Annotated in this window: 23 protein-coding genes; 8 read left to right on the top strand and 15 right to left on the bottom strand. The window is 71.5% G+C overall.

What is annotated here, in order from left to right:
* Positions 1-23: 23 nt before the first annotated feature.
* Together ACIOD2_RS04140 and ACIOD2_RS04135 are read right to left on the bottom strand one after the other, a co-directional pair.
* Positions 24-1,553 carry an FAD-dependent monooxygenase gene (locus tag ACIOD2_RS04140; RefSeq protein WP_400534142.1) on the bottom strand — a complete coding sequence of 510 codons (1,530 nt, stop codon included), beginning with the start codon at positions 1,551-1,553 and terminating at the stop codon, positions 24-26.
* Positions 1,554-1,635: 82 nt separating this feature from the next.
* Complete coding sequence (locus ACIOD2_RS04135) at positions 1,636-2,256, bottom strand: TetR/AcrR family transcriptional regulator (protein ID WP_400534139.1); 621 nt, start codon at positions 2,254-2,256, stop codon at positions 1,636-1,638.
* 76 nt (positions 2,257-2,332) lie between these two features.
* On the opposite strand from ACIOD2_RS04135, the gene ACIOD2_RS04130 reads away from it, so the two are divergent.
* From ACIOD2_RS04130 to ACIOD2_RS04120, 3 genes are all read left to right on the top strand, one after another.
* Positions 2,333-2,815, top strand: a complete 483-nt coding sequence (locus tag ACIOD2_RS04130) for a MarR family winged helix-turn-helix transcriptional regulator (protein WP_400534136.1) — start codon at positions 2,333-2,335, stop codon at positions 2,813-2,815.
* Positions 2,816-3,259, top strand: coding sequence for a hypothetical protein (locus ACIOD2_RS04125; RefSeq protein ID WP_400534133.1), 444 nt, complete (start codon positions 2,816-2,818; stop codon positions 3,257-3,259).
* A gap of 82 nt (positions 3,260-3,341) precedes the next feature.
* Complete coding sequence (locus ACIOD2_RS04120; protein WP_400534130.1) at positions 3,342-4,694, top strand: MFS transporter; 1,353 nt, start codon at positions 3,342-3,344, stop codon at positions 4,692-4,694.
* A 186-nt stretch (positions 4,695-4,880) separates the two neighbouring features.
* Here ACIOD2_RS04120 and ACIOD2_RS04115 read toward each other — a convergent pair whose 3' ends face one another.
* The 7 genes from ACIOD2_RS04115 to ACIOD2_RS04085 all read right to left on the bottom strand — a co-directional run bounded on the left by ACIOD2_RS04115 (position 4,881) and on the right by ACIOD2_RS04085 (position 10,488).
* Entirely contained in the window at positions 4,881-6,248 is a 1,368-nt protein-coding gene (locus ACIOD2_RS04115; protein WP_400535398.1) for an SPFH domain-containing protein, read from the bottom strand.
* Positions 6,249-6,339: 91 nt separating this feature from the next.
* Positions 6,340-6,828, bottom strand: a complete 489-nt coding sequence (locus tag ACIOD2_RS04110) for an SPFH domain-containing protein (protein ID WP_400534127.1) — start codon at positions 6,826-6,828, stop codon at positions 6,340-6,342.
* Positions 6,825-7,259 carry an NfeD family protein gene (locus ACIOD2_RS04105; protein ID WP_400534125.1) on the bottom strand — a complete coding sequence of 145 codons (435 nt, stop codon included), beginning with the start codon at positions 7,257-7,259 and terminating at the stop codon, positions 6,825-6,827. The genes ACIOD2_RS04110 and ACIOD2_RS04105 overlap by 4 nt, the downstream gene beginning before the upstream one ends.
* Before the next feature lie 84 nt (positions 7,260-7,343).
* Positions 7,344-8,156 carry a DUF3097 domain-containing protein gene (locus tag ACIOD2_RS04100; RefSeq protein ID WP_400534122.1) on the bottom strand — a complete coding sequence of 271 codons (813 nt, stop codon included), beginning with the start codon at positions 8,154-8,156 and terminating at the stop codon, positions 7,344-7,346.
* Positions 8,157-8,207: 51 nt separating this feature from the next.
* Positions 8,208-9,095, bottom strand: a complete 888-nt coding sequence (locus ACIOD2_RS04095) for an aminoglycoside phosphotransferase family protein (protein WP_400534120.1) — start codon at positions 9,093-9,095, stop codon at positions 8,208-8,210.
* Positions 9,095-9,910: an SCO1664 family protein gene (locus ACIOD2_RS04090; RefSeq protein WP_400534118.1), complete on the bottom strand. Its 816-nt coding sequence runs from the start codon at positions 9,908-9,910 to the stop codon at positions 9,095-9,097. Before ACIOD2_RS04090 ends, ACIOD2_RS04095 begins: the two co-directional genes overlap by 1 nt.
* Before the next feature lie 2 nt (positions 9,911-9,912).
* The gene (locus tag ACIOD2_RS04085; protein WP_323328024.1) at positions 9,913-10,488 is read right to left on the bottom strand and encodes a DUF3090 domain-containing protein; all 576 of its coding nucleotides are present in this window, start codon (positions 10,486-10,488) and stop codon (positions 9,913-9,915) included.
* A gap of 77 nt (positions 10,489-10,565) precedes the next feature.
* Here ACIOD2_RS04085 and ACIOD2_RS04080 point away from each other — a divergent pair, with 77 nt between their 5' ends.
* Genes ACIOD2_RS04080 through ACIOD2_RS04070 form a run of 3 tightly spaced genes read left to right on the top strand, consistent with a single transcriptional unit; the run spans position 10,566 to position 13,803 of the window.
* Positions 10,566-12,491, top strand: a complete 1,926-nt coding sequence (locus tag ACIOD2_RS04080) for a prolyl oligopeptidase family serine peptidase (protein ID WP_400534116.1) — start codon at positions 10,566-10,568, stop codon at positions 12,489-12,491.
* Entirely contained in the window at positions 12,488-13,393 is a 906-nt protein-coding gene (locus ACIOD2_RS04075; protein WP_400534114.1) for an LD-carboxypeptidase, read from the top strand. The genes ACIOD2_RS04080 and ACIOD2_RS04075 overlap by 4 nt, the downstream gene beginning before the upstream one ends.
* Complete coding sequence (locus ACIOD2_RS04070; RefSeq protein WP_400534112.1) at positions 13,390-13,803, top strand: TIGR03668 family PPOX class F420-dependent oxidoreductase; 414 nt, start codon at positions 13,390-13,392, stop codon at positions 13,801-13,803. The genes ACIOD2_RS04075 and ACIOD2_RS04070 overlap by 4 nt, the downstream gene beginning before the upstream one ends.
* A 4-nt stretch (positions 13,804-13,807) precedes the next feature.
* Here the strand turns inward: ACIOD2_RS04070 and mptB are convergent, their stop codons facing one another.
* The 5 genes from mptB to ACIOD2_RS04045 are packed head-to-tail and all read right to left on the bottom strand — an operon-like array spanning position 13,808 to position 20,783.
* Entirely contained in the window at positions 13,808-15,343 is a 1,536-nt protein-coding gene (gene mptB / locus ACIOD2_RS04065; RefSeq protein ID WP_400534110.1) for a polyprenol phosphomannose-dependent alpha 1,6 mannosyltransferase MptB, read from the bottom strand.
* 13 nt (positions 15,344-15,356) lie between these two features.
* Positions 15,357-17,030, bottom strand: coding sequence for an ABC transporter ATP-binding protein (locus tag ACIOD2_RS04060; protein WP_400534107.1), 1,674 nt, complete (start codon positions 17,028-17,030; stop codon positions 15,357-15,359).
* The gene (locus ACIOD2_RS04055) at positions 17,027-17,932 is read right to left on the bottom strand and encodes an ABC transporter permease (RefSeq protein WP_400534104.1); all 906 of its coding nucleotides are present in this window, start codon (positions 17,930-17,932) and stop codon (positions 17,027-17,029) included. Before ACIOD2_RS04055 ends, ACIOD2_RS04060 begins: the two co-directional genes overlap by 4 nt.
* Positions 17,929-18,948: an ABC transporter permease gene (locus ACIOD2_RS04050; RefSeq protein WP_400534102.1), complete on the bottom strand. Its 1,020-nt coding sequence runs from the start codon at positions 18,946-18,948 to the stop codon at positions 17,929-17,931. Before ACIOD2_RS04050 ends, ACIOD2_RS04055 begins: the two co-directional genes overlap by 4 nt.
* A gap of 2 nt (positions 18,949-18,950) precedes the next feature.
* Positions 18,951-20,783 carry an ABC transporter substrate-binding protein gene (locus ACIOD2_RS04045; protein WP_400534099.1) on the bottom strand — a complete coding sequence of 611 codons (1,833 nt, stop codon included), beginning with the start codon at positions 20,781-20,783 and terminating at the stop codon, positions 18,951-18,953.
* Between the two features lie 179 nt (positions 20,784-20,962).
* On the opposite strand from ACIOD2_RS04045, the gene ACIOD2_RS04040 reads away from it, so the two are divergent.
* Together ACIOD2_RS04040 and ACIOD2_RS04035 are read left to right on the top strand one after the other, a co-directional pair.
* Positions 20,963-21,790: a M55 family metallopeptidase gene (locus tag ACIOD2_RS04040; RefSeq protein WP_400534097.1), complete on the top strand. Its 828-nt coding sequence runs from the start codon at positions 20,963-20,965 to the stop codon at positions 21,788-21,790.
* On the top strand, positions 21,783-23,081 hold the full coding sequence (locus ACIOD2_RS04035; protein WP_400534096.1) for a M20/M25/M40 family metallo-hydrolase: 1,299 nt from the start codon (positions 21,783-21,785) through the stop codon (positions 23,079-23,081). Before ACIOD2_RS04040 ends, ACIOD2_RS04035 begins: the two co-directional genes overlap by 8 nt.
* Here the strand turns inward: ACIOD2_RS04035 and ACIOD2_RS04030 are convergent.
* The gene (locus tag ACIOD2_RS04030; protein WP_400534093.1) at positions 23,078-23,350 is read right to left on the bottom strand and encodes a hypothetical protein; all 273 of its coding nucleotides are present in this window, start codon (positions 23,348-23,350) and stop codon (positions 23,078-23,080) included. The genes ACIOD2_RS04035 and ACIOD2_RS04030 overlap by 4 nt on opposite strands.
* Positions 23,351-23,367: the final 17 nt, after the last annotated feature.

Genomic DNA, 23,367 nt, shown 5'->3' with positions numbered 1-23,367 from the left:
GGCGACAATACGTAGGAGATCTCCTACATGTCAACGGGGGTGCCGAACCACCGCTCCAACGCTGCGCGCAGCGCCTTGCGGTCGGCGTCGTCGGGCTCCGCCGCGCTCGTCGCCCAGGCCACGTACCCGTCGGGCCGGATCAGCAGCGCGGTCGCCTCCGGAGCCGCCTTCCCGGTGACGACGTCGACGCGGTCGGTCCAGCCGCGCAGTTCGTCGCCGAGCGAGGCCGCCGGGGTCAGGTCCAGCAGCAGCGGCCGGGCCGTCCTGGTCAGCTCGGCGAGCCGGGTTCCGTTGTCCAGCACCAGGTCCGGGGCCCACCGGCCGTCGAGCGGGTGGTCGGTGCCCGGCTCGTAGCGGACGTCGGCGCCGGACATCAGGTCCGCGATGTGCTGCACGGTTCCCGGCTGCCGCAGCAGCTCGCCGAACAGCTGCCGCAGCGCCGTGACCTCGCCGCCCGGCGCGATGAGCGCGGACTGGGCCTGGGTGTGCATGACCACGCGCTCGGCGACCGGACGGCGTTCGGCCTCGTAGGTGTCGAGCAGGCCTTCCGGCGCCCAGCCCTTGACCTCGGCGGCGAGCTTCCAGCCGAGGCCGGCGGCGTCCTGCAGGCCGAGGTTGAGCCCGGGCCCGCCGATCGCCGAGTGGACGTGCGCCGCGTCGCCGACCAGCAGTACCCGGCGGTCGCGGAACCGGTCGGCGAGCCGGGTGTTGCGGCCCTTGAGCCGGCGCAGCAGGTGCGGGCCGTCGCCTTCGGGCGGGCTGATCGGCAGGTCGAAGCCGAGGACCCGGCGGACACTCGCGCGGACCTCGTCCAGCGTCACCGGGCGGTCGTCGTCGTCCTCGTCGTCGTCGGTCCACTCCATGGCGGTGACGCCGGTACCGGTGGGGAGCGTCGCGTAGACGAAGAGGCCGTGCTCGGTGCGGTAGTGGAACAGCGGCGGGATCACGCCGTGGCCCGGCACCCGCAGGCCGCCGGTCTCGGCGTCGATCAGGTCCGCGGGCACGGTGGCGCTCGCGCTGTAGGAGATCGTGCGGTCCTCGGTGACGCCGGGGAAGCCGATCCCGGAGAGCTTGCGGGTGACACTCTTGCCGCCGTCCGCGCCGACGACGTACCGCGCGGTCAGCTCGTACGGCCCCTCCGGACCGGCGACATCGAGGGTGACCTTCTCGTCGTCCTGGGCAAGACCGGTCAGCGCGTGGCCCCGGCGGACCTCGACGCCGAGTTCGGCCGCGCGCTCGCCGAGCGCGGCTTCGATCCGCCGCTGCGGCACGGGAAGGATGTTCAGCGGGTTGGGCTCGGTGAGCGTGAGGTCGAGCCGCATCGCGCCGAACACGAAGGCGGGCACGGGCGGGCCGATCGGGCCGGCCAGCCGCTCGTGCAGGCCGCGGCGGTCGAGCAGGCGCACGACCTGGCCGACGAGCCCGTTGGCGCGGGGCACCGGGCTCGGTTCGGGCAGCTGTTCCAGGACGACCGGGCGGACCCCGGCCAGGGCCAGCTCGCAGGCGAGCATGAGCCCATTGGGTCCGGCTCCGGCGATGACGACGTCTTCCATGGCAAAACTCCTTGCGTGTGAAGGAAAAGGGCACGACGAACTCGCCCGGCGGGTGCCGGGCGCCCCAGGTGGTGCGAAGAGATCAGCGCGGTTCGGGCAGGCCGGCGGAGAGCCGGCCGAACACGTCCCGCAGCAGGGCTTCCATCGACGGCGGCGGCTCGGTGCCGAGCCACTGCTTGACGGCGACCTGATGCGCGGCGGCCACCACGGCCGCCACCAGTTGCGGGTAGACGTCACCGGCGCCGGTACCGGTCCGTTCGGCGACGGCGAGGGCGAACTCGGCCTCCCCCGCGGCCATCGCCTTGTGCATCTCGCCCTGCAACGCGGGCTCGGCGACCATCAGCCGGACGCCGTCGATCCACGCCCGGTCCGACGTGTGCCGCTCGGTGACCGGCTCGCCGAGGGTGAACCCGGTGAACACGGCGTGGGTGATGGCCTCCCAGAGCGGTTCCCCGGCCGGCCGCTCGCGCAGGGCCGCCGCCATGGCCAGCGACCGGTCGTACTGGCGGGCCGCGATGGCCTCGCCCTTGCTGCCGAAGTAGTTGCTGAAGGTCCGGGTGGACACCCCGGCTTCGGCGGCGATGTCCTCGATCCGGACGTTGTCCAGCCCGCGTTCGACGGTCAGCCGGATGGCCGCCCAGCTCAGCGCGATGCGGGTCTCCTGCTTCTTGCGCTCACGCAGCCCGCCGTGGTCGAGGTCCATGACTCCAAGGTACAGAAACTTGCCGAATCTGCAAACCTGCCGATTCGGCAAGTTTCCAGTGCGGTAGACTCGTTTCGTGTCGCAACGAAATGAAAGCAGTGAACTGGCCCTGGCGGTGATGGAGCTGATCGACCAGGGGCACCGCCGGATCTCCCGGCGCCTCGACCTGACGCGAGTGCGCATCCTCCGCCTGGTCGGCGACCACGAACCGGTGCGGCCGGGCACGATCGCGGCCGAGCTCGGGCTCACCGCGTCCGCCACCAGCCGGCACCTGACCGCACTGGAACAGGCCGGGCAGGTCTCGTTCGAGCCGGACCCGGACGACCAGCGCACGTTCCTCGTCCGCTCGAGCGAAGCCGGCCGCGCGGACATCGTCGCGACCGTCGAAGCGGGCGCCCGGGTGTTCTCCGAGGTCATCGCCGACTGGCCGGCCGAGGACGTCACCACCGCGCGCTTGCTGATCACCCGCTTGAACGAGGCGTGGGCCGGGCGCGTCGACCCGCCCACACCGACACCCGGCCCGCGCTGGCGCCGGGCTCACCGGATCGAGGAGAGCTAGATGACCATGACCACCACCCGCGTGCCGGCCGCCGTCCAGTGGGCCCGGGGCCTGCTGGCACTGGTGGCGTCGAGCCACCTCGTGGTGCCGATCGTGATGTTCGCCCGCGAAGGCACGCTCCGCGACGAGATCGCGGCCCAGCACCCGGACTTCGGCGCCGACGAGGTCGCGCGGTCCGCCGCCATCGCGGTGACCTCGGGTGCGGTCTTCCACGGCGTCCTGCTGGTGGTGTGCCTTCTCCTGACGTGGAAGCTCGCGGGCGGGCGGCCGTGGACCCGGCGGCTGACGACCGTCTCCCAGCTGCTGTCGGTGGTGTTCAGCGTCTTCTCGTGGTCGTCCTCGGCGATGTTCCACGTCGTCATCCCGCTCGTGGGCGCCGTCCAGATCGCCGTCGTGGTCCTGCTGTGGGCCCCGCCGGCGACGCGTCGGTTCTTCACGGAGTGAACAACTTCCGAGCCATCGATCGCCGAAATCGTCGAGAACCGTCACACTGTTGTGTGACGTCGGTCACCGGAGGTGTTGCGAGATGGTCCTCGGAGACAATGGAATCACTCACAAGGTGGAACCGGACAGCAAATCGGGACGGGTGCAGGTACGGCGTGCGGCGCTGGCGAGCGCGATCGGCACGACCATCGAGTGGTACGACTTCTTCCTCTACAACACCGCCGCGGCGTTGGTCTTCCCGCACCTGTTCTTCCCGGCGTCGAGCGCGTACGCCGGGGCGATGCAGTCCTTCGCGACCTACGCGGTCGGCTTCGCGGCCCGACCGGTCGGCGCCGCGATCTTCGGGCACTGGGGTGACCGGATCGGCCGCAAGACGACGCTGATCGTCACGCTGCTGCTGATGGGCATCTCCTCCGGTGTCGTCGGGCTGCTGCCCGGGACGTCGGCGATCGGGTTCGCGGCGCCGCTGATCCTGGTGCTGCTGCGGCTGGTCCAGGGCATCGCGATCGGTGGCGAGTGGAGCGGCTCGGTGCTGCTCGCGATGGAGTGGGGCGACCAGAAGAAACGCGGGCTGCTCGGCAGTTTCGCGCAGATCGGCGTCCCGGTCGGCCTGGTGCTCGGCACTGGCGGCATGACGCTGCTCTCGGCGACGCTCTCCCCCGAGGCGTTCGACTCCTGGGGCTGGCGGCTGCCGTTCCTGGCCAGCCTGATCCTGGTCGCGATCGGCCTGGTGATCCGGCTGAAGATCCTCGAGACGCCGATGTTCGCCAAGCTCGTCGAGAAGGGCGAAACCGCGAAGACCCCGGTGCTCGACGCGATCCGCCAGCACTGGCGCGAAATCCTGCTCTCCTCCGGCGTGCGGTTCAGCGAGCAGATGCCGTTCTACCTGTTCACCAGCTACGTGCTGATCTACGTCGTGGCGCGGCACGAGTTCAGCAAGACGTTCGTGCTCAACGCGGTGCTCGTCGGCGCCGCGCTGGAACTGCTGATGATCCCGTTGTTCTCGCAGCTGTCCGACCGGTACGGCCGCAAAAAGGTCTACCTGACCGGGGTGGTGCTCACCGGGCTGATCGCGTTCCCCTACTTCGCGATCCTGACCAGCGGCGGGCACGCGCTGGTGTTCGTGATCGTGGTGGTGTCGTTCATCCCGCACGCGCTGCAGTACGGGCCGCAAGCGGCGCTCATCGGCGAGAGCTTCCCTACGCACCTGCGCTACGGCGGCGCAGGCCTGGGTTACCAGCTGGCGTCGGTGTTCGCGGGCGGCCCGGCACCGCTGCTGGCGACGTGGCTGCTGCACCAGACCGGGACGCCGTACTCGATCTCGGGCTACATCGTGCTGTCGGCGATCGTCTCGGTGTTCTGCGTGATCGGGCTGAAGGACCGCTCCCACGCCGACATCGACGACGCGAGCGTCTACCGCCGCGCCCGCGCCTGAAACGCCGTGAAGGCCACCTTGAGGGACTCTGAGTCCCTCAAGGTGGCCTTCACGGACCATCTCCGCGGTGCCCGGGCCCGAGCCGCAACCGTGGTTGGACGCGGTCTCGGCGGCTAGGGGCCAGTCACCGAAGAAGGCCTCGTGCCAGCCGGATGCGGCCGGCACGAGGCCTTCACGGACCAGACGTCAGCGGCGCGGGCCGCCCTGGGGGCCGCCGAACGGGGGCTGCTGCGGGAACGGCCCGCTGCCCGGGTTCTGCGGGCCGCCGAACTGACCCGGCGGCGGGGTCTGCGGCGGCGGGCCCTGCTGGTACGAGCCACCCTGCGGCGGCTGCTGGGACTGCAGCGGCGACTGCGGCTGGGGCAGGCCGGCCGGCGGCGTCGAAGGCGGCTTCGGCGGTGCGGGCGCGACCTCGGTGCCGCGGTCCTCGTCCGCTTCGATCTCCGGTGCCTGCTGCTGTTGCTGCTGCGCGGGACGCGGGATCTGCGGCCGCGACGGCGGGGCGCTGCTCGGCACGCCGAGTGCCGGGACCTCCTGGCGGGCCACGGCCTCCGCGGCCGCGACGGCCTCGGCGACCTTCGGGTCGCTCTTCGTCTCGAACCAGCTGGAGACCTCTTCGTCCTCGAGGTCGGGCTTGGCCGGGACGTCGTCGTCCTTCGCCGGCTCGTAGCGGAAGACGCCGTCGTCGCCCGGGGCACCGAGGGCGCGGGCGAAGCCTTCGAGGGCCTTGCCGTAGTCGCTCGGGATCATCCAGACCTTGTTCGCGTCGCCCTGCGCCATCTGCGGGAGGGTCTGCAGGTACTGGTAGGCCAGCACCTCCGGCGTCGGGCGGCCGGCCTTGATCGCGGCGAACACCTTCTCGATCGCCTTCGCCTGGCCCTGCGCCTGCAGGTACCGGGCGGCACGTTCACCCTGCGCCCGCAGAATGCGCGACTGCCGCTCGGCCTCGGCGGCGAGGATGGTGGCCTGGCGGGCACCTTCGGCCGAGAGGATCTGGCTCTGCTTCTGACCTTCCGCGGTCTTGATCGCGGACTCCCGCTGACCTTCGGCGGTGAGGATCATGGCGCGCTTCTCACGGTCGGCGCGCATCTGCTTCTCCATCGAGTCCTGGATGGAGGGCGGCGGGTCGATCGCCTTCAGCTCGACACGGCCGACGCGGATGCCCCAGCGGCCGGTCGCCTCGTCGAGCACGCCGCGCAGCTGGGTGTTGATCGAGTCGCGCGAGGTCAGCGTCTGCTCGAGGCTCATGCCGCCGACCACGTTGCGGAGCGTGGTGGTGGTCAGCTGCTCGACACCGACGATGTAGTTCGAGATCTCGTAGACCGCGGCACGCGAGTCGGTGACCTGGAAGTACACGACGGTGTCGATCGAGACCGTCAGGTTGTCCTCGGTGATGACGGGCTGCGGCGGGAACGAGACGACCTGCTCGCGCAGGTCGATCCGGGCCCGTACCTTGTCCAGGAACGGAACCAGGAAGGTGAGGCCCGGTGACGCCACCGTGCGGAACCGGCCCAGCCGCTCGATCACGGCCGACTGCGCCTGCGGCACGACCATGATCGCCTTGGCTACCGTGATGATCACGAATAGGGCCAGTAGCACGACCACGACGATCGCTACTGTGGTGGTCAAGAGATCTTCCCCTTACCTAGTACCATTCTTGCGCGGTTGACGGCGTTCCGGGCGCCGCGGGCGGGCTCACCGTGAGCTCGAGCTCCTTGGTGGTGATCCCCCAGCGTCCTGTGGTCTCGTGCAGGACCGTCCACACTGTACGGTGCAGGTCCTCCGGTGCGGCGACGGCGCGCTCGGCGGTCGTCAGGCCGGTGTCCCGCCGCAGCGCGGTCAGGGCCAGCTGTTCGATCGCGATGGCCGGGTTGCCGATTTCGTAGGTGGCCAGCCGCGGGTCCGTGACGGCAAAAGTGACCTCGAACCCGACGAGGACCTCTTGCCCGTCGCCCGCTTCGAGGGTCCGAGGCGGGCACGACAGGATCTGGTCGCCGAGGTCGACGCGGGCCCGGACGCTGTCGGCGAACGGCGTCACGAAGTGCCGGCCGGGGCCGAGCACGGTGCGGAACCGCCCGCCGCGTTCGATCACCGCGGCCCGGCCCTCGGGGACGATGACGATCCCGAGGCTCACGGCTCGGCCGACACGACGGCGGTGGCACCGGCGATTTCGACGACGGTGACGGACGTGCCGGGCGCGATCGGCTCGTGGGCCTCGGAAAGGCTGCGCGCGGACCAGACGTCGCCGGCCAGCTTCACCTGCCCGGCCTCGAAATCCACTGTGGACACGACGACGGCGCGGGCGCCGATCAGGGCCTCGATGCCGGTGCGGTGACCGGTGCCGGCGAGGAACCGCCGTTTCAGCGCGGGCCGGACCAGCACGAGCATCCCGACCGAGGCGACGGCGAACACGGCGACGTCGATGAAGATGTTCCCGGTGAGCACGTCGGCTCCGGCGCCGAACAGCGCGCCGACGCCCAGCATGATCAGCACGAAGTCGCCGGAGACGACTTCCGCGATCATCAGGGCGATGCCGACGATCAACCAGACCACTGCCCATGCCATGGCTTCATGCTCTCAGATCGTGCCGGTTAGCACCGGCGTAGTGACTCGACGTGACCCACGCGTGACCTTGGACAAATCAGACATTCAGCCCTCTTCCGCCGGCTCCGTGACGAAGTCGATGAGCCGTTCCACGGCCCCGATGAGCGGGGTCTCGAGGTCGCGGAAACTGCTCACCCCGCTCAGCACACGTTGCCAGCCTTCAAAAGGTTGCCCCCAGCCGAGCGCGTCGCAGATCCCCTGCTTCCACTCGGTGCCGCGCGGGATCTTCGGCCACGCCCTGATGCCGACCGCCTCGGGCCGCACGGCTTCCCAGACGTCGATGTAGGGATGCCCGGTGACCAGCACGTTCTCGTCGCGGACGCCCTCGACGAGCCGCGACTCCTTGCTGCCGGGAACGAGGTGGTCGACCAGGACGCCGAGGCGCCGTCCGGGTCCGGTGCCGAACTCGGCGATCCGGTCGGAGAGCACGTCCACCCCGTCGAGGGGTTCCACGACGACGCCTTCGACGCGCAGGTCGTGTCCCCAGACGCGTTCGACCAGCTCGGCGTCGTGCTTGCCCTCGACCCAGATCCGCGAGTCGCGGGCGACGCGCGCCTGCAGGCCCTGCACCTTGACCGAGCCGGACGCCGACACCTGCTTGACCGGCGCCTTCACGGTCTTGACCGGCACGAGCGTCACCGGCTTGCCCTCCAGCAGGAACCCGGCGGGCTCGAGCGGGAACACGCGGTGGCGGCCCTTGGCGTCTTCGAGCACGACGTTGCCGTACTCGATCTTCACCACCGCGCCGCAGTAGCCGCTGGCCGGGTCTTCGACGACCAGGCCGGGCTCGGCGGGGACTTCCGGCACCTTCTTGCGGCGTCGGCCGGCGAGCACGTCGTCATAGGAGTGGGAGCGCACGACCAGCGAAGGTAGTGGCCGGAGTGACTCCGGTGGGTGACGCCACGCCGGTCAGCGCGCCATCTCCAGCAGGGCGTCGGTGAACGGCGTGTGCTCACCGCGGCGCAGCGGGCCGTGCGCGAGCAGCGGGGCCAGCGCGACGCACCAGGCGTGGACGCGCTCGGCGTCGAGGTGCGGCACGTGCGGAGCGAGCAAGCTGATGCCGTCGTCGATCGTGCCGCCCGCCGCCATCGGCAGGAAGGCCCAGTCGACGGCGTCCATGGCCGGGTCCCCGACGCTGGGCCGGGGGTCGATGGCGACCACGCCGCGTTCGGGGCCGGCGTCGAGGACGTTGCCGGGGTGCAGGTCGCCGTGCACGACCGCGACCGGACCGCTGGTTGCGGCCAGGGAGAGCGCCCGGTCCCGGGCCCTGGCCAGCACTTCGCGGGTCAGGTGGGGCTCGGCCGCGGACCCGGGGACGGTGCGGCCGGTGATGTCGTACATGAACGTCACCCGGTCGGTCAGCGACGGGAGGCCGTCCGGGGGTGTGACGCTGTGCAGCTGGGTGAGCAGGTCGCCGATCCCGGCCCACGGGACGTCCCGGCCGCGCAGTTCGGTACCGGGGACCAGGCCTTCGAGCAGGATCGCGCCCGCGTCGAGATCGGTGTCGAGGAGCTGCACGGCCCGGAGGCAGCCGGTCCACGCGCGCAGCCCCGCGGCCTCGAGCCGGGCGATCTCGGGGTCCGGGGTCAGTTTCAGGACCTGCAGGTCACCGCCGGGGCCGGTGCACAGCAGGGTGCGGCCGGTGTTGCCGGGCCGCGCCTCGCGGACCGCCAGGCCCCAGCGGGCGCTCAGCCGGGCCACCAGGTCCGGGAGCGCGTCACACCACGGTCCGGCCACGTCCGCGCCGAAGCGGGTCACGAGCCGGGCGCGCGCGTCGTCGTCGAGGACCGCTGTCATCAGAACAGCGGCCAGGGGACCGCGCGCCAGTCGTCGCCGGGCTCGGGGAAGATCCCTTCGGCCAGCAGCAGGTCGGTGCGCTCGGCCAGCGCCCGGATCTCGAACTTCGTGATGTGCTCGGACAGCGTGGTGCCGAGTCCGCCGTCGAGCTCCGAGCGCAGCTTCCGGAGCTTCTCGACGGTGTCCGGCGGCACCGGCTCGCCGATCCAGCCCCAGAGCACGGTCCGCAGCTTGGGGTCGGTGTGCAGGCAGATGCCGTGGTCGACGCCGTAGACGCGGCCGTCGACGCCGGGCAGCAGGTGCCCGCCCTTGCGGTCGGTGTTGTTGACGACGATGTCGAGCGCGGCGAGGTCGCGCAGCCCGGGGTGGTCGGCGTGGGCCAGCACCGCGGGCTCGCCGACCCGGTCGTGGGCGTGCAGCACGACCCGCCAGTCTTCGGGGACCTCTTCGGGCGCGCGGACGTCGACCAGGTCGTCCTCGGTGGTCTCGATCCAGAGCTGGACCATGCCGGGGCCGAACGGGCCGTCGCGCAGCACGGTCGGCGGGATCGAGCCGATGCCGCTGGCCTCGGCGATGATCGCGGTGGCGACCTCGCGGCCGGCGAGCGTGCCGTCGGGGAAGTCCCAGAGCGGCCGCTCCCCCGACACCGGCTTGTACACGACGGTGCCGGTGACGCCGTCGAGCTCGATGGCGCAGAACAGCGTGACGTTGGAGGCGTCGACGAGCCGGCCTTCGACGTCGATGCGGCCGTGGGTGACGAGCTCGCGGGACGCCGGGTCGGCCGGGTCCGGCTGTTCCGCCGGCGTGTCGGCCATGGTCAGTCTTCGCTCGCGTCGGTGTCGCGCCGGTAGCCGTTCTGCCGGGGGCAGATGTGCCCGGCCGGGTCGAGCGGCTCGCCGCACAGCGGGCAGGGCTTGCGGCCGGCGTTGACGACGCGGTCGGCGCGCTCGGCGAAGGCCCGCGCGGCGGCCGGGGTGAGGAAGACGCGGACGGCGTCCGGGCCCTCTTCGGTGTCGTCCAGCACGACCGTCTCGTCGACCTCGCCCTCGGTGATGGCGAGCAGCTCGATGACGACGGCGCTGCTGTCGGCGTCCCAGCCGAGGCCCATGGTGCCGACGCGGAACTCCTCCTCGACCGGCACCGTGAGCGGCTCCAGGTCGACGAGGTCGTCGGGCGCGTCTTCGGGGACGTCGGCGCCGAAGCGGCTGGCGACCTCCTCGAGCAGCGAGCCCAGCCGTTCCGCGAGGACGACGACCTGCTGTTTTTCGATGGTGACACTGATCGTCCGCACGTCCTCCGAGGCTTGGAGGTAGAAGGTGCGGTCGCCGGGCTCGCCGACGGTGCCGGCGACGAAGCGATCCGGCTGGCGGAAGACGTGGATTACGCGAGACATAGCACCAACGACCCTAGGCCACCGGCGCATGATCGGCATCCGCCGCCCCACCCTTCGCGGGCCGCTAGCCTCTGGGGGTGTCTCGGATCTCGCCGTACGGAACCTGGTCCTCGCCCATCACCGCCGCCGACGTGGCCGCCGCCGGCGGTGGCCCGCAGTGGCTCGACGTCGTCGGGGACGAGGTGTGGTGGGCCGAAGCAAGGCCTGGTGAGCAGGGTCGGGTGGCGTTGGTGCGGGCCCTTCCGGGTGGCGGGACCGAGGACGTGCTCCCGGCGCCGTGGAACGTCCGCAACCGGCTGCACGAGTACGGCGGGCGGCCGTGGGCCGTCGCCGGGGGTGTGGTGGTGTTCACGCACTGGGCCGACCAGCGGGTGTACGCCCAGCGGCCCGAAGGTGTGGTGGCGCTCACTCCGGAGCCCGCGGAACCCCAGGGCGTCCGGTACGGGGACCTGCGTCCCGGGCTGCCCGGTGAGGTGTGGGCGGTGCGGGAACGCAGTGTCGGCGAGCGCCCGGCCGACATCGAACGCGAGCTGGTCGCGATCGCGGTGGCCGACGGTGCCGAGCGGGTGCTGGGCGCGAGCCACCACTTCCTGACCGTGCCGAAACTGTCCCCGGACGGGCGCCACGCCGCCTGGTTCGGCTGGGACCACCCGGCGATGCCGTGGGACGGCACCGAGCTGTGCGTCGCTCCGGTGCACGACGACGGGACGTTCGGGCCGCACCGGGTGGTCGCGGGTGGCGCGGACGTCGCCGTCTGCCAGGTCGAGTGGGAGTCGGCGGACACGCTGCTGGCGCTGCTGGACCCGGACGGCTGGTGGAACCTCCACCGCGTCGGGCTCGACGGGACGCTGACCAACCTCGCGCCCGTGGAACAGGAGCTGGGCGGGCCGCTGTGGAAGGTGGGCGCGCGCTGGTTCGTCCCGCTGGGCGGCGGCCGGCACGCGGTGCTGGTGTCGGGGCGGCTGGCGGTGCTCGACGAGGCGGACGGCTCGGTGACGACCGTGGCGCACCAGCTGACGGCGTGGTCGAGCAACGGGTTCGCCGCGCACGACGGCGGGGTCGCCGGGGTCGCGTCGGGGCCGATCCGCGAGGCCGCGGTCGTCCACTACGCGATCGGCGCGGACCTGCTGACCGACCTGACCGAGCAGCCGGAACTGGCCGTGTCGCACGTGCCGGTGCCGGACGAGCGGGTCTTCACGACAGCGGACGGCGAGACGGTGCCGGTGGTGCTCTACCCGCCGTCCAACCCGGAGTTCGCCGCGCCCGGGGGTGAGCTGCCGCCGCTGCTGGTGCACGTCCACGGCGGGCCGACCGGTCAGCACCTGCCGGTGCTGGACCTGGAGCTGGCGTACTTCACCAGCCGCGGGTTCGCCGTCGCGGCGGTCAACTACGGCGGGTCGACCGGGTTCGGCCGCGCCTACCGGGAGCGGCTGCGCGGGCAGTGGGGCGTGGTCGACGTCGCCGACTGCGTCGCGGTGGCCGAGGCGCTGGTGGCGGCCGGGCTGGCCGACGGCGAGCGGCTGGCGGTGCGGGGTGGCAGCGCCGGCGGGTTCACCGCGGCGGCGTCGCTGACCACGACGACGACCTACCGCGCGGGCACCGTGCAGTACCCGATCCTCGACCTCGCCGGGTGGACCGGCGACGGTGGCGAGACGCACGACTTCGAGTCGCGGTACCTGGAGGGGCTGGTCGGTGAGCTGCCCGAGCACCGGCAGCGGTACGTCGACCGGTCGCCGCTGGCGAACGCCGGGGCGCTGGCCGGGCCGGTGCTGCTCCAGCAGGGCCTGGAGGACCGGATCTGCCCGCCGGAGCAGGCCGACCGGTTCGTGGCCGGACTGGCCGGGCGCGGGATCCCGTACGCCTACCAGCGGTTCCCCGGCGAGCAGCACGGGTTCCGCCGCGCGGAGACGATCGTCGCGGCGATGGAGGCCGAGTTGTCCTTCTACGGCCAGGTTTTCGGGTTCGAGGCGCCGGGTGTGGCGCGGCTGGAGCTGTCGCGATGAGGCCGCCGCGGTTGCGGGCGGGCGACACGATCGCCCTGGTGGCGCCGGCCGGTCCGGTGCCCGCCGACCTGCTGGAGAAGGCGATCCCGGTGCTGCGCGGCTGGGGTGTCGAGCTGCGGATCGGGCCGTGCGTGCGCGCTTCGGCGGGTTCGCCGCCGTATCTGTCCGGTTCGGACGCCGCGCGGGCGGCGGAGTTCACCGAAGCGTGGTGCGACCCGGGTGTCCGGTGCGTGCTGGCCGCGCGCGGCGGGTACGGCGTGCAGCGGATGCTGGACCTGGTCGACTGGGCGGCGTTGCGCGAGGCGGGGCCGAAGGTGCTGGCCGGGTCGAGCGACATCACGGCGTTGCACCAGGCCGTGGACGTCCACTTGGGACTGTCCACTTTGTTCTCCCCGATGCCGGCGAGCGTGCTGTTCGACGACTTCGCGGTGGAGCACCTGCGGCGGACGCTGTTCGAGCCGGAGCGCAACCTGGTCGTGCGGGGCGCGGCGGCTTCGCCGTTGGTGCCCGGCCGCGCCTCGGGCACCCTCGCAGGCGGGAACCTCTCGTTGCTGGCGGGCGGGATCGGGACACCGGAGCACGGGTCGGCGCGGGACGCGGTGGTGCTGCTGGAGGACGTCACCGAGAGCATCTACCGGCTGGACCGGATGCTGACGCAGCTGCTGCGCAGCGGCTGGTTCGAGGGCGTGCGCGGGATCGTGCTGGGCTCGTGGGCCGCGTGCGGCGCACCGGAGGACGTCGAGGCGCTGCTGCTGGAGCGCCTGGGGCCGCTCGGGGTGCCGATGCTGGGCGAGTTCGGGTTCGGGCACGTGGCGTCGTCACCGACGTTGCCGCTGGGCGTGCCGGTCACCTTGGACGTGGAGCTGGGGACGCTGACGTTCGACTCCCCCGTGCTGACATGAGGCTGTCTCCTGCCGAGGCGCGCTCCCGCTTCGCCGCGGCCCGGGTGGCCCGGCTCGCGACGGCGTCGGCTTCCGGGGTGCCGCACCTGGTCCCGGTGACGTTCGCGGTCCACGGCGACCAGGTGGTGTTCGCCGTGGACCACAAACCGAAGTCCACGACGTCTCTGCGGCGGCTGGCGAACATCGCGGAGAACCCGGCGGTGTGCTTCCTGACCGACGGCTACGACGAGGACTGGTCACGCCTGTGGTGGGCCCGCGCGGACGGCGTGGCCCGGGTCCTGTCGGAAGAGGACCGCGAGGAACCGGTCTCGTGGCTGGTGGCGAAGTACGACCAGTACGCCGAGCGGCCGCCGGAGCACGCGGTGGTCTCGACGCTGGTGCACACCTGGCGGGGCTGGACCGGGTCGTGAGTGGTCAGTCGCGGAGGAACTTCTCCGGGCGCCGCCACGCGTCGATGAGACCGAGCGGGTCCGGGCGCAGCAGCGACGCCGCCGAGTACAGGCTGGCCACCACGACCAGGGCGATGAACCACCAGTCGTAGAGGGCCTGCTCGCCCGTCGGGTAGTAGACCAGCGTCACGAACACCACGACCGCCACCACCATGGCGAGGTGCCGTGGCTGCCACTTGAACGCCGACAGCAGCACAAAACCCCAGGTCAGGTACCACGGCAGCGTCGGCGGCATGAGGATCGCGACGGCCAGCAGCGAGATCCCGGCGCGGTAGACGGCCTCGTTGCCGCCGCCGCGGGCGAGCCACCACTGGCGGACGCCGATGGCGATCAGCAGGAGCATGCCGGCGGCGCGGGCGACCGTGACGAACGGCGAGACCTGGACGTCCACGATCAGGTGCACGAGGTTGTAGAAGACCTCGCCGATGCCGGTGGGGATGTTCAGCCAGTTGGCGATGAGCTGCGGGGCCTTGAGCCCGGACCACCAGCCGAGGTTGAGCGAGCCCAGCGAGATCCACGTGCCCGCGACGAAGACCGGGAGGAACAGCCCGACCGAGGCGGCACCGGCGCGCAGGAAGTTGCGGACCTTCGACTCGCCGGTCATGTGGTTGGCCCACATCCAGACGATGAACGGCAGCGCGATCGCCGCGGTTGGCTTGATCAGCATGCCGATCGTGACCAGGACGACGGCGACGACGTGCTTGCGTTCCAGGGCGGCGAGGACGCCGATGGTGAGGAACGCGAGCATCATCAGGTCGTTGTGCGGGCCGCCGAAGAGGTGGATGACCATCATCGGGCTGGCCACGGCGAGCCACAGCGCGACCGGGAGCTTGCCGCCGAGGTGCTTGACCAGCCGGGGCAGCGCCCAGAGCGTGCCGGCCAGGCCGACCAGCAGGACCAGGCGCATCAGGATGACGCCGAGGATCATGTTGTCGCCGGTGGTGGCGACAACGCCCTTGGAGATCAGCAGGAACAGCGGCCCGTACGGCGCCGGGGTGGTCTGCCAGAGCGGGTGGACGTTCTGCACCACGTTCGGCAGCACGTCGAGCTCGGCGGGCCCGTTGGCGTACGGGTCGAGGCCGTAGAGCAGCTGGGCGCCCTGGCCGAGGTAGGAGAAGACGTCGCGGGTGAACAGCGGCGGCGAGATGAGCAGCGGCGCCATCCAGCAGCCGGCGGCGACCAGGATGGGCCGGCTGCCGATGCGGCCGGCCAGCACGTAGCGGCCGAGCCGGACCCACGCCCACACCACGAGGCCGAAGCCGGTGTAGAGCACGGCGTTGGCCAGCATGCGCCCGTGGCCGTAGCGGATCCACGAGAGCGGGCCGTGGCCGAGCACGGGGTCCTTGATCAGGATGCCGCCGGCGCCGAAGGCGGCGAGCATGAGCAGCGTGCTGCCGACGGTGCCCATCGCGATCGTGCGGTACGGGAAGCGCGAGGGCACGAGGAGTCGCTCGGCCAGTCCGGTCGAGGACGTCTGCGCGGGGTCGGTGGTGGTCGCCATTTCCGTTCGGAGGTTACACAACCGGCCTGGGTGACCTTCCCGCAGTGCCGGGTTTCCCGGCCGCGGTGCCACCGGGCAGAGCGGCCAGCAGGGATTTCGTGTACTCGTGGTGCGGATCGAGCAGGACCTGCTCGACGGTCCCGGTTTCGACGAGCTCGCCGCGGTACATCACGGCGACGCGGTCGGCGATGTTCCAGGCGAGCCCGAGGTCGTGGGTGATCACCAGCCCGGCCAGGCCGAGTTCGCGCCGCAGGCGCAGCAGCAGGCCGAGGATCTCACCGCGGACGGACGCGTCGAGCGACGCGACCGGCTCGTCGGCCACCACCACCGACGGATCCAGGGCCAGGGCCCCGGCGATCACGACGCGCTGGCGCTGGCCGCCGGACAGCTCGTGCGGGAGCCGGTCGGCGTACCTCTCCGCGGGCCGCAGCTCCGCGGCCTCCAGTGCCCGGTGGACGACCGCGCGCTCGTCGGCGAGGCCGTGGATCCGGGGACCTTCGGCGACGGCCTCGTAGACGGTGTGGGCCGGGTTGAGCGCGCTGGTCGGGTCCTGCAGCACGAGCTGGACCTGGCGGCGGTAGGCCTTGAGCCCGGCACCGCCGGACGGGACCGGCTTCCCGGCGTAGCGGACCACACCGGAGTCGGGTTTCTGCAGGCCGAGCAGGGTGCGGGCGAGTGTCGTCTTGCCGGAGCCGGACTGGCCGACCAGCGCGACGATCTCGTCGCGCGACACCGTGAGGTCGACGCCGGCGACCGCGTCGATCCGCTTGCCGGTGCGGTCGCGGAAGGACACCCGCAGGTTCTCCGCCTCCAGCAGCGGCTCGGTGCCGGCACCGCGGGAGGCCGGTTCGGGTGGCAGTGGGGTGCTGGTGGCCGGGGCGAACCGGGACACCGGGTCGCCGACGGTCGGGAACGCCGCCGCGAGGGCCTGGCTGTGCGGGTGCCGGGGGTCGGACATCAGCTCGGCGCTGGGGCGTTCCTCGACGATCTCGCCGTCGTACATCACGGCGATGCGCTCGCAGGTGGCGGCGAGCACGGACAGGTCGTGGCTGATCATGATCAGCCCGATGTCCTGCTCGGCGACCAGCCGCGAGAGCAGGGCGAGGACCTGGGCCTGGACGATGACGTCGAGGGCGGTGGTCGGCTCGTCGGCGATGATCAGCCGGGGCGAGCAGGCCAGGGCCATCGCGATCATCACGCGCTGCTTCTGCCCGCCGGACAGCTCGTGCGGGTAGGCGCCGGCGCGGCCCGGGGGCAGGTCGACCTGGGTGAGCAGCTCGGCGACGCGGGCGTCGACCTCGGCGTCGGTGGGGGTCCGGCCCTCGGGCGGGTGCAGCCGGATCGGCTCGGCGATCTGCTCGCCGATCCGGCGGACCGGGTTGAGGGCGTGCATGGCGCCCTGGAACACCACGGACGCCTCGGCCCAGCGGACCGCGCGCAGCCGTCCCCACTTCATCTCGGTGACGTCTTCGCCGTCGAGGAGGATCTCGCCGCTGATCTTCGCGGTGCGCGGCAGCAGCCGCAGCACGCTCATCGCGACCGTGGACTTGCCGGAGCCGGACTCCCCCGCCACGCCGAGCGTGCCGCCGGGGTCGAGGGTGAGGCCGACCCCGCGCACGGCGGGGATGTCGCCGCCAGCCGTCTCGTAGGTGACGGTGAGGTCCTTGAGCTGCAGCAGCGGGGTCACTTCTTCAACCTCGGGTTGAGCACGGTCTCCAGTCCCCGGCCGACCAGGGTGAAGCAGAGCACGACGAGCACGATGGCGATGCCCGGCGGGAGCAGGTTCCACCAGGCGCCGCGGGTGACGGCGCCGTTGTTGAGCGCGGTTTCGAGCATCGCGCCCCAGGACACGGCGTTCGGGTCGCCGACGCCGAGGAAGGCCAGGGTGGCGTCGGCGATGACGGAGTTGCCGACGACCAGGGTGGTGTTGGCCAGCACGAGCGGCAGCACGCCGGGCAGGACGTGCTTGCCCACGACGTGCAGGTGTCCCCCGCCCAGGGCCCGCGCGCGCTCGATGTAGGGCCGGCTTTCGATGGTCAGCGTCTGCGCGCGGACCAGCCGCGCGGTGGTGGGCCAGGCGGTGAGGCCGATCGCGACGATGACCGTGGTGGTGCCCTGCGGGAGGACCGCCGAGAGCGCGATGGCCAGCACCAGCGACGGGAGCACCAGGAAGAAGTCGGTGAACCGCAGCAGGATCGTCGAGGTCCAGCCGCCGAAGTGCGCGGCGGTGATGCCGATGAGCGTGCCGATCAGCACCGACAGGACGGTCGCGGAGAACCCGACGAGCAGCGAGATCCGGGTGCCCCAGAGCGTCATGAGCAGCACGGACCGGCCGTCGATGTCGGTGCCGAGCCAGTACTGGCCGCTGGGCGGGCGCAGCGCGCCGCCGTCCGCCTTGGTGACGTCGAGGCCGCCCTCGTCGCTGATGAGCGGCAGCAGCAGCGCCATGACGACGGTGATCGCGAGCAGGATCAGCCCGGCCAGCGCGCCCTTCTGGGTGGCGAACTCGGTCCAGGTGCGGGCCACGGCGTGGCGGCGGCGGCGCCAGGCGATCGTCCGCGGCGATTCGATCGTCTCGGTGGTCGTCATGAGGTGCGCACCCTCGGGTCGAGCACGCGGTAGAGCAGCTCCGCGAGCAGGTTCATCAGCACGACGGCGCCGGCGAGGACGACGAAGACCCCTTGCAGCACCGGCAGGTCCGGGCCGTGCAGGGCCTGGTAGGTCAGCTGGCCGAGGCCGGGCCAGCTGAACACGGCCTCGACCGACACCGCGCCCGAGACGACCATGCCGAACTGCATGAACACCAGCGTGGTGGTGGGCAGCAGCGCGTTCGGGACGGCGTGGCGCCGGCGGACGAGGTCGTCCTTCAGCCCCTTGGCGCGCGCGGTGGTCAGGTAGTCGGCGTTCATCTCCCCCAGCAGCGACGAGCGCATGATCAGCATGTACTGGGCGTAGAACACCGCCAGCAGCGTCACGCACGGCAGCACCAGGTGGTGCAGCACGTCGAGGGTCTGGGAGAAGAAGTCCGGCGCGGCGTCCGGGGAGTGCATGCCGCGGCTGGGGAACAGGCCGTTGGTCGCGACCAGCAGGATCAGGCCGAGCCAGAACTGCGGGACCGACCACAGCGTGAGCGCGATGCCGGTCTGGGTGCGGTCGAACGCGCTGTCGCGGCGCCAGGCCGCGCGGGTGCCGAGCCACAGGCCGAGCGCGACGGCGAGCACGGTCGCGCTGCCGACCAGCAGGATCGTCGGCCAGAGGCGTTCGCCGATCATGTCGGCGACCGGGCGCTGCTCCAGGTAGGACGTGCCGAAGTCGCCGTGCAGCAGCTTCCACAGGTAGTCGCCGAACTGCTGGAACACGGGCTTGTCGACGCCGAGGCGTTCCCGCAGCTCCGCGATCTGCCTCGGGTCGGTGGGCCGGTCGCGGATCATCGTCGCGACCGGGTCGCCGGGCAGCATCCGGAACAGGAAGAAGAACAGCACGATCACCAGCAGGATGCTGACGAGCGCTTCGACGACCTTCTTGAGGACGAACCGGGCGGTGCCGGTCCCGCCGCGGTGCTCGTCGGGATCGACGAGCACCGCGGCTTGTTCGGGGGCGGTCATCGTTACTCGCGGTCTTCGGAGGTCTTGTTGCGGCGGCTGATGATCACCAGGCCGCCTACCACGATCACCACGACGATGACGCCGACGACGATCCACACGACCGTGCCGCTGCTTCCGGAGTCGGCCGCGGCCTCGGTGCCGGCCGGGGTGGCGCCGTAGACGCCCCAGTAGCCGGACTGCTCGAGGATCGCGCCCTTGGGCTGCGGCTGGGTGGTGAAGCCGGAGAACTTGTCGGAGCGGTAGGCCTCGAGCGCGTTCTGGTAGTCGAGCACGACGTTGACGGCCTGGCTCGCGAGGCGGGCCTGGGCCTGCTTCACCGTGGTGGCGCGCTGCGCGTCGTCGGTCTCGGTGAGCTGCTTGGCGCGCAGGGCGTCGAACTCGGGGTCGCAGAAGAACGTGTCGGTCGTGGCGCCCTTGCCCTGGGCGTTCGGCCGGGCCGCGCAGGTGTGCAGCTGCAGCGCGGAGTCCGGGTCCGGGTTGGTCGCGTAGCCGGAGATCGCCAGGTCGTAGTTGCCCGCGGTGGTGCGGTCGTTGAGCTCGTCGTCGGAGACGAGCTCCTGCTTGACCGTGATGCCGATGTCCTTGAGCCAGCCCGAGACGTACTGCGCGAGGCGCTGGTCGTAGGGCCGGTTCGAGTGGCCGGTCAGGCGCAGCTCCAGCTTCGCGCCGCCGGGGGCGGTGCGGACGCCGTCGGCGCCCTTGACGTAGCCGGCCTGATCGAGCGCGGTGTTCGCGGCGGCCGTGTCGAACTTGACCTGGTCGGCGCCCTGGGGTTCCCAGTGGTAGGCCTGGTAGATCGGCGGGACGACGCCGGTGCCGAGCTCGGCGTGGCCGCCGGCGACCCGGTCGACGATCGTCTGCTTGTCGATGGCCTGCACGATCGCCTTGCGCAGCCGGATGTCCTTGAGCACCGGGTTGCCGTTGCCGATCGGCTGGTTCTGGTTGTTCTGGACGCCGAAGTTGAGGTTGATCTCGTCGTAGCGGCGGCTCGGGGCGGCGTTGGTCGTGATGTTCGGCTGGCCGTTGAGCGAGTCGAACTGGGTCGGGGTGAGCCGGTTGATGACGTCGACCTCGCCCTGGCGCAGCGCGTTCACCGCGGCCTCGGCGTCCTTGAAGATGAGCAGCTGCAGTTCGTCGACCTTCGGCGCGCCGCGCCAGTAGTTCTTGTTGGCCTTGAACTTCACGTACTCGTTCTGCTTGTACTCGGTGAGCTGGTAGGGCCCGTCACCGACGCCGACGACCGAGATGTCGTCGGTTTTGGGGTCGTTGAGGTCCTTGATCGGCGCCCAGACGTGCTCGGGCACGATCGGGACGTCGAGCAGGTTCATGTCCGACTGCACGGTCTTGGTCTTGATGACCAGCGTGGTGTCGTCGGGGGCGGTGACCGTGTCGAAGTTGGTCACGTAGCTGCCGTTGGCCGTGCGGGCGTTCTCGTCCTGCAGCATCCGGTTGAACGTGAACGCGGCGTCCTTGGCCGTGACCGGCTGGCCGTCGCTCCACTTGGCACCGGAGCGGATCTTGAACGTCCAGGTCAGCTTGTCCGGCGAGGGGGTCCACGACTCGGCGAGCGCAGGCGAGGCCTGCGCGGTCTCGGCCGAGGGGATGGTCAGGAACTCGTAGACGAAGCGGCCGACCTGGGTGGCCGCGGCCAGTGACGCGGTGAACGGGTTCAGGTGGTCGATGCCGGTGGTCAGGGCGACCCGGAGCACCTTGCCCTGCTGCGCCTGTGCGGGCGCGGCCAGCGGGATCGCCGCCAAGGTCGCCGCGGCCAGTACCGCCGCCACGCGGCCGAACCGGCCGACTCTGCCGTGGAAATGCACCAAAAACCACCCCATCGTCTCGCTGTGAGCCTCCCCAAGGACGAGAAGTAACCACATACCCGGACAACCGCGCAATATGTTGCCGCCTCGGCAGGTGTCCGATCGTTATCGACCGGACAATTGTCACTCAGCGTGACATTCGGAAGGCGGGATTCGGTGCTCGCGGGTCGCGCGGGCTGGTTAGAGTGCCCCGCATGCGCATCATGGTCTCGGCGGACATGGAGGGCGCCACCGGCGTCACCTGGACCGACGACGTCGTGCCCGGTTCGCCGCAGTGGGATCGTTTCCGGCGGCTGTTCACCGGCGACGTCAACGCGGTGCTCGCCGGGCTGTTCGAGGCCGGGGCCAGCGACGTTCTGGTGAACGAGGCGCATTCCTCGCAGCGGAACCTGCTGCTGGAGGACCTCGATCCGCGGGCGCGGATGCTGACCGGGCGGCACAAGCCGCTGTCGATGATGCAGGGGGTCGACTCCGGTGTGGACGGTGTCGTTTTCCTCGGCTACCACGCCGGTGCGGGGTTCGACGGTGTGCTTTCCCACACCTACCTGGAGAACCAGATCACCGGGGTGTGGCTGGACGACGTGCCGGCCAGCGAGGGCCGGTTGAACGCGGCGATGGCCGCGGAGTACGGCGTGCCTGTCCTGCTCGTTTCGGGTGACGACGAAACATGCGAAGACGCCCGTGATTACGCACCGGACGCGGAGCTGGTCCAGGTGAAGGAGTGCGTCAGCCGGTACGCGGCGATCTGCCTGCCGCCCGCGCGCACTGCGGAGCTGCTGACCACCGCGGCCGCCGACTCGATGGCGCAGGCCGGCCGGCTCGAGCGCCGGGTGGGGCCGCACCGGATCGAAGTCGAGTTCGACGCGAGCCACCTGGCCCAGGCGACGGCGGTGATCCCGACCGTGGAGCAGATCGGCGTGCGGCGCGTCGGGTTCGACGCGGCGACGATGACCGAGGCGATGAAGGCGTTCAAGGTCGTGACGGCGATCGCGGCGGGGGCGGTGCAGGGTATCTATGGCTGACGTCGTCCAGCTCTGCGCGGACCTGATCCGGTTCGACACCACCAACCGCGGCGGGGGTGACGCCGAGCCCGAGCGGCCGGCGGCGGAGTACGTCGCCGCGTTCCTGGAGGGGCTGGGCATCCCGTCGAAGATCTACGAGGCCGCGCCGGGCCGGGCCAGTGTGATCGCGCGGGTGGCGGGAACCGATCCGTCGCTGCCGGCCCTGCTGGTGCAGGGGCACCTGGACGTCGTCCCGGCGGACGCCGCGGACTGGTCGGTGCCGCCGTTCTCCGGCGAGGTGCGCGACGGGTTCCTGTGGGGCCGCGGCGCGACCGACATGAAGGACTTCGTCGCGATGGTGCTGGCCGCCTTGGCCGGCGGGGTGCGGCCGCGGCGTGACGTGGTGCTGGCGTTCGTCGCCGACGAGGAGGACCGTGGGGACTACGGCGCGCACTGGCTGGTGGCCACGCACCCGGAGCTGTTCGAGGGCTGTGCCGCGGCGATCAGCGAGTCGGGCGGCTACACCTATCACGTGCCGGCCGCGGACGGCCGGATCGTGCACCTCTACCCGGTCGGGACGGCCGAGCGCGGAACCGCGCACCTGCGGCTGACCGCGCGTGGCCGGGCCGGGCACGGCTCGCGGCCCAACGACGAGAACGCCGTCACCCGGTTGGTGGACGCGTTGCACCGGATCGCGGCACACCGCTGGCCGGTGTCGCTGACGCCGACGGTCCAGGCGTTCCTGGAACGGACCGGTGCCGCCCTCGGTGTCCCGGTTGATTTGTCCGAAGAGGACACAGTGGACGCGACGGTCGCGGCGCTGGGTCCGGCGGGGTCACTGGTGGTGCCGACGGTCCGCAACAGCACCACCCCGACGATGCTCGATGCGGGCTACAAGGTGAACGTGATCCCGTCGACGGCGACCGCGCAGGTCGACGTCCGGGTGCTGCCCGGCACCGAGGAGGCGTTGTTCGCGGAGCTGGACGAGCTGCTCGGCGAGGGTGTCACGCGGGAGTTCGTCGCGCACCAGCCGCCGGTGCAGGCCCCGGTGGACTCGCCGTGGTTCTCCTCCATGGCTGCCGCTTTGCAGGCCGAGGACCCCGAGGCGGTGGTGGTGCCGTACTGCATGGGCGGCGGCACCGACGCGAAGGCGTTCGCCCAGCTGGGGATCGTGAACTACGGCTTCGCGCCGCTGTGGCTGCCGGCGGGCTTCCCGTACCGGGCGATGGCGCACGGGGTGGACGAGCGGGTGCCGGTGGACGGCCTGCACTTCGGGACGCGGGTGCTGTCCCGGTTCCTGGAGAGCTGCTAGACCTGGGACTCCGCGCCGACCTCGGCCACGGCCCACACGACGCACCGCACCCCGGGCTGGTCGGTGAACCCCTGGGCGAGCATGTCGTCGTGGTAGCGGCGGGCGTTCGCTTCGTCGGCGTAGACCTGGATCATGTGGCCGTCGAGGGTCCAGGTGCCGTGGACGAACCCCGGCGTGCCGACCTTGCTCGAGGCCATCAGCGGCACCTGGGCGCGCAGCTCGCCGATTTTCTCCGGCGCGATGTCCCAGACTCCGATGACGGCCCACATGCCCCGTGAGTCGCGGG

This window comes from Amycolatopsis sp. NPDC088138, from assembly GCF_044741685.1.
Lineage (GTDB): Bacteria > Actinomycetota > Actinomycetes > Mycobacteriales > Pseudonocardiaceae > Amycolatopsis.
This window is presented reverse-complemented; position numbering and strand designations above follow the sequence as displayed.

Coding starts and splice junctions, on each gene's coding strand:
- ACIOD2_RS04075 (WP_400534114.1), top strand. CDS start 12,488: ATGAGGCCGCCGCGGTTGCGGGCGGGCGACACGATCGCCCTGGTGGCG.
- ACIOD2_RS04085 (WP_323328024.1), bottom strand. CDS start 10,488: ATGTCTCGCGTAATCCACGTCTTCCGCCAGCCGGATCGCTTCGTCGCC.
- ACIOD2_RS04035 (WP_400534096.1), top strand. CDS start 21,783: ATGGCTGACGTCGTCCAGCTCTGCGCGGACCTGATCCGGTTCGACACC.
- ACIOD2_RS04115 (WP_400535398.1), bottom strand. CDS start 6,248: ATGGTCGTGCCGCAGGCGCAGTCGGCCGTGATCGAGCGGCTGGGCCGG.
- ACIOD2_RS04095 (WP_400534120.1), bottom strand. CDS start 9,095: ATGACAGCGGTCCTCGACGACGACGCGCGCGCCCGGCTCGTGACCCGC.
- ACIOD2_RS04030 (WP_400534093.1), bottom strand. CDS start 23,350: ATGTGGGCCGTCATCGGAGTCTGGGACATCGCGCCGGAGAAAATCGGC.
- ACIOD2_RS04120 (WP_400534130.1), top strand. CDS start 3,342: ATGGTCCTCGGAGACAATGGAATCACTCACAAGGTGGAACCGGACAGC.
- ACIOD2_RS04045 (WP_400534099.1), bottom strand. CDS start 20,783: ATGGGGTGGTTTTTGGTGCATTTCCACGGCAGAGTCGGCCGGTTCGGC.
- ACIOD2_RS04055 (WP_400534104.1), bottom strand. CDS start 17,932: ATGACGACCACCGAGACGATCGAATCGCCGCGGACGATCGCCTGGCGC.
- ACIOD2_RS04050 (WP_400534102.1), bottom strand. CDS start 18,948: ATGACCGCCCCCGAACAAGCCGCGGTGCTCGTCGATCCCGACGAGCAC.
- ACIOD2_RS04125 (WP_400534133.1), top strand. CDS start 2,816: ATGACCATGACCACCACCCGCGTGCCGGCCGCCGTCCAGTGGGCCCGG.
- ACIOD2_RS04140 (WP_400534142.1), bottom strand. CDS start 1,553: ATGGAAGACGTCGTCATCGCCGGAGCCGGACCCAATGGGCTCATGCTC.
- ACIOD2_RS04040 (WP_400534097.1), top strand. CDS start 20,963: ATGCGCATCATGGTCTCGGCGGACATGGAGGGCGCCACCGGCGTCACC.
- ACIOD2_RS04135 (WP_400534139.1), bottom strand. CDS start 2,256: ATGGACCTCGACCACGGCGGGCTGCGTGAGCGCAAGAAGCAGGAGACC.
- ACIOD2_RS04090 (WP_400534118.1), bottom strand. CDS start 9,910: ATGGCCGACACGCCGGCGGAACAGCCGGACCCGGCCGACCCGGCGTCC.
- mptB (WP_400534110.1), bottom strand. CDS start 15,343: ATGGCGACCACCACCGACCCCGCGCAGACGTCCTCGACCGGACTGGCC.
- ACIOD2_RS04105 (WP_400534125.1), bottom strand. CDS start 7,259: ATGGCATGGGCAGTGGTCTGGTTGATCGTCGGCATCGCCCTGATGATC.
- ACIOD2_RS04070 (WP_400534112.1), top strand. CDS start 13,390: ATGAGGCTGTCTCCTGCCGAGGCGCGCTCCCGCTTCGCCGCGGCCCGG.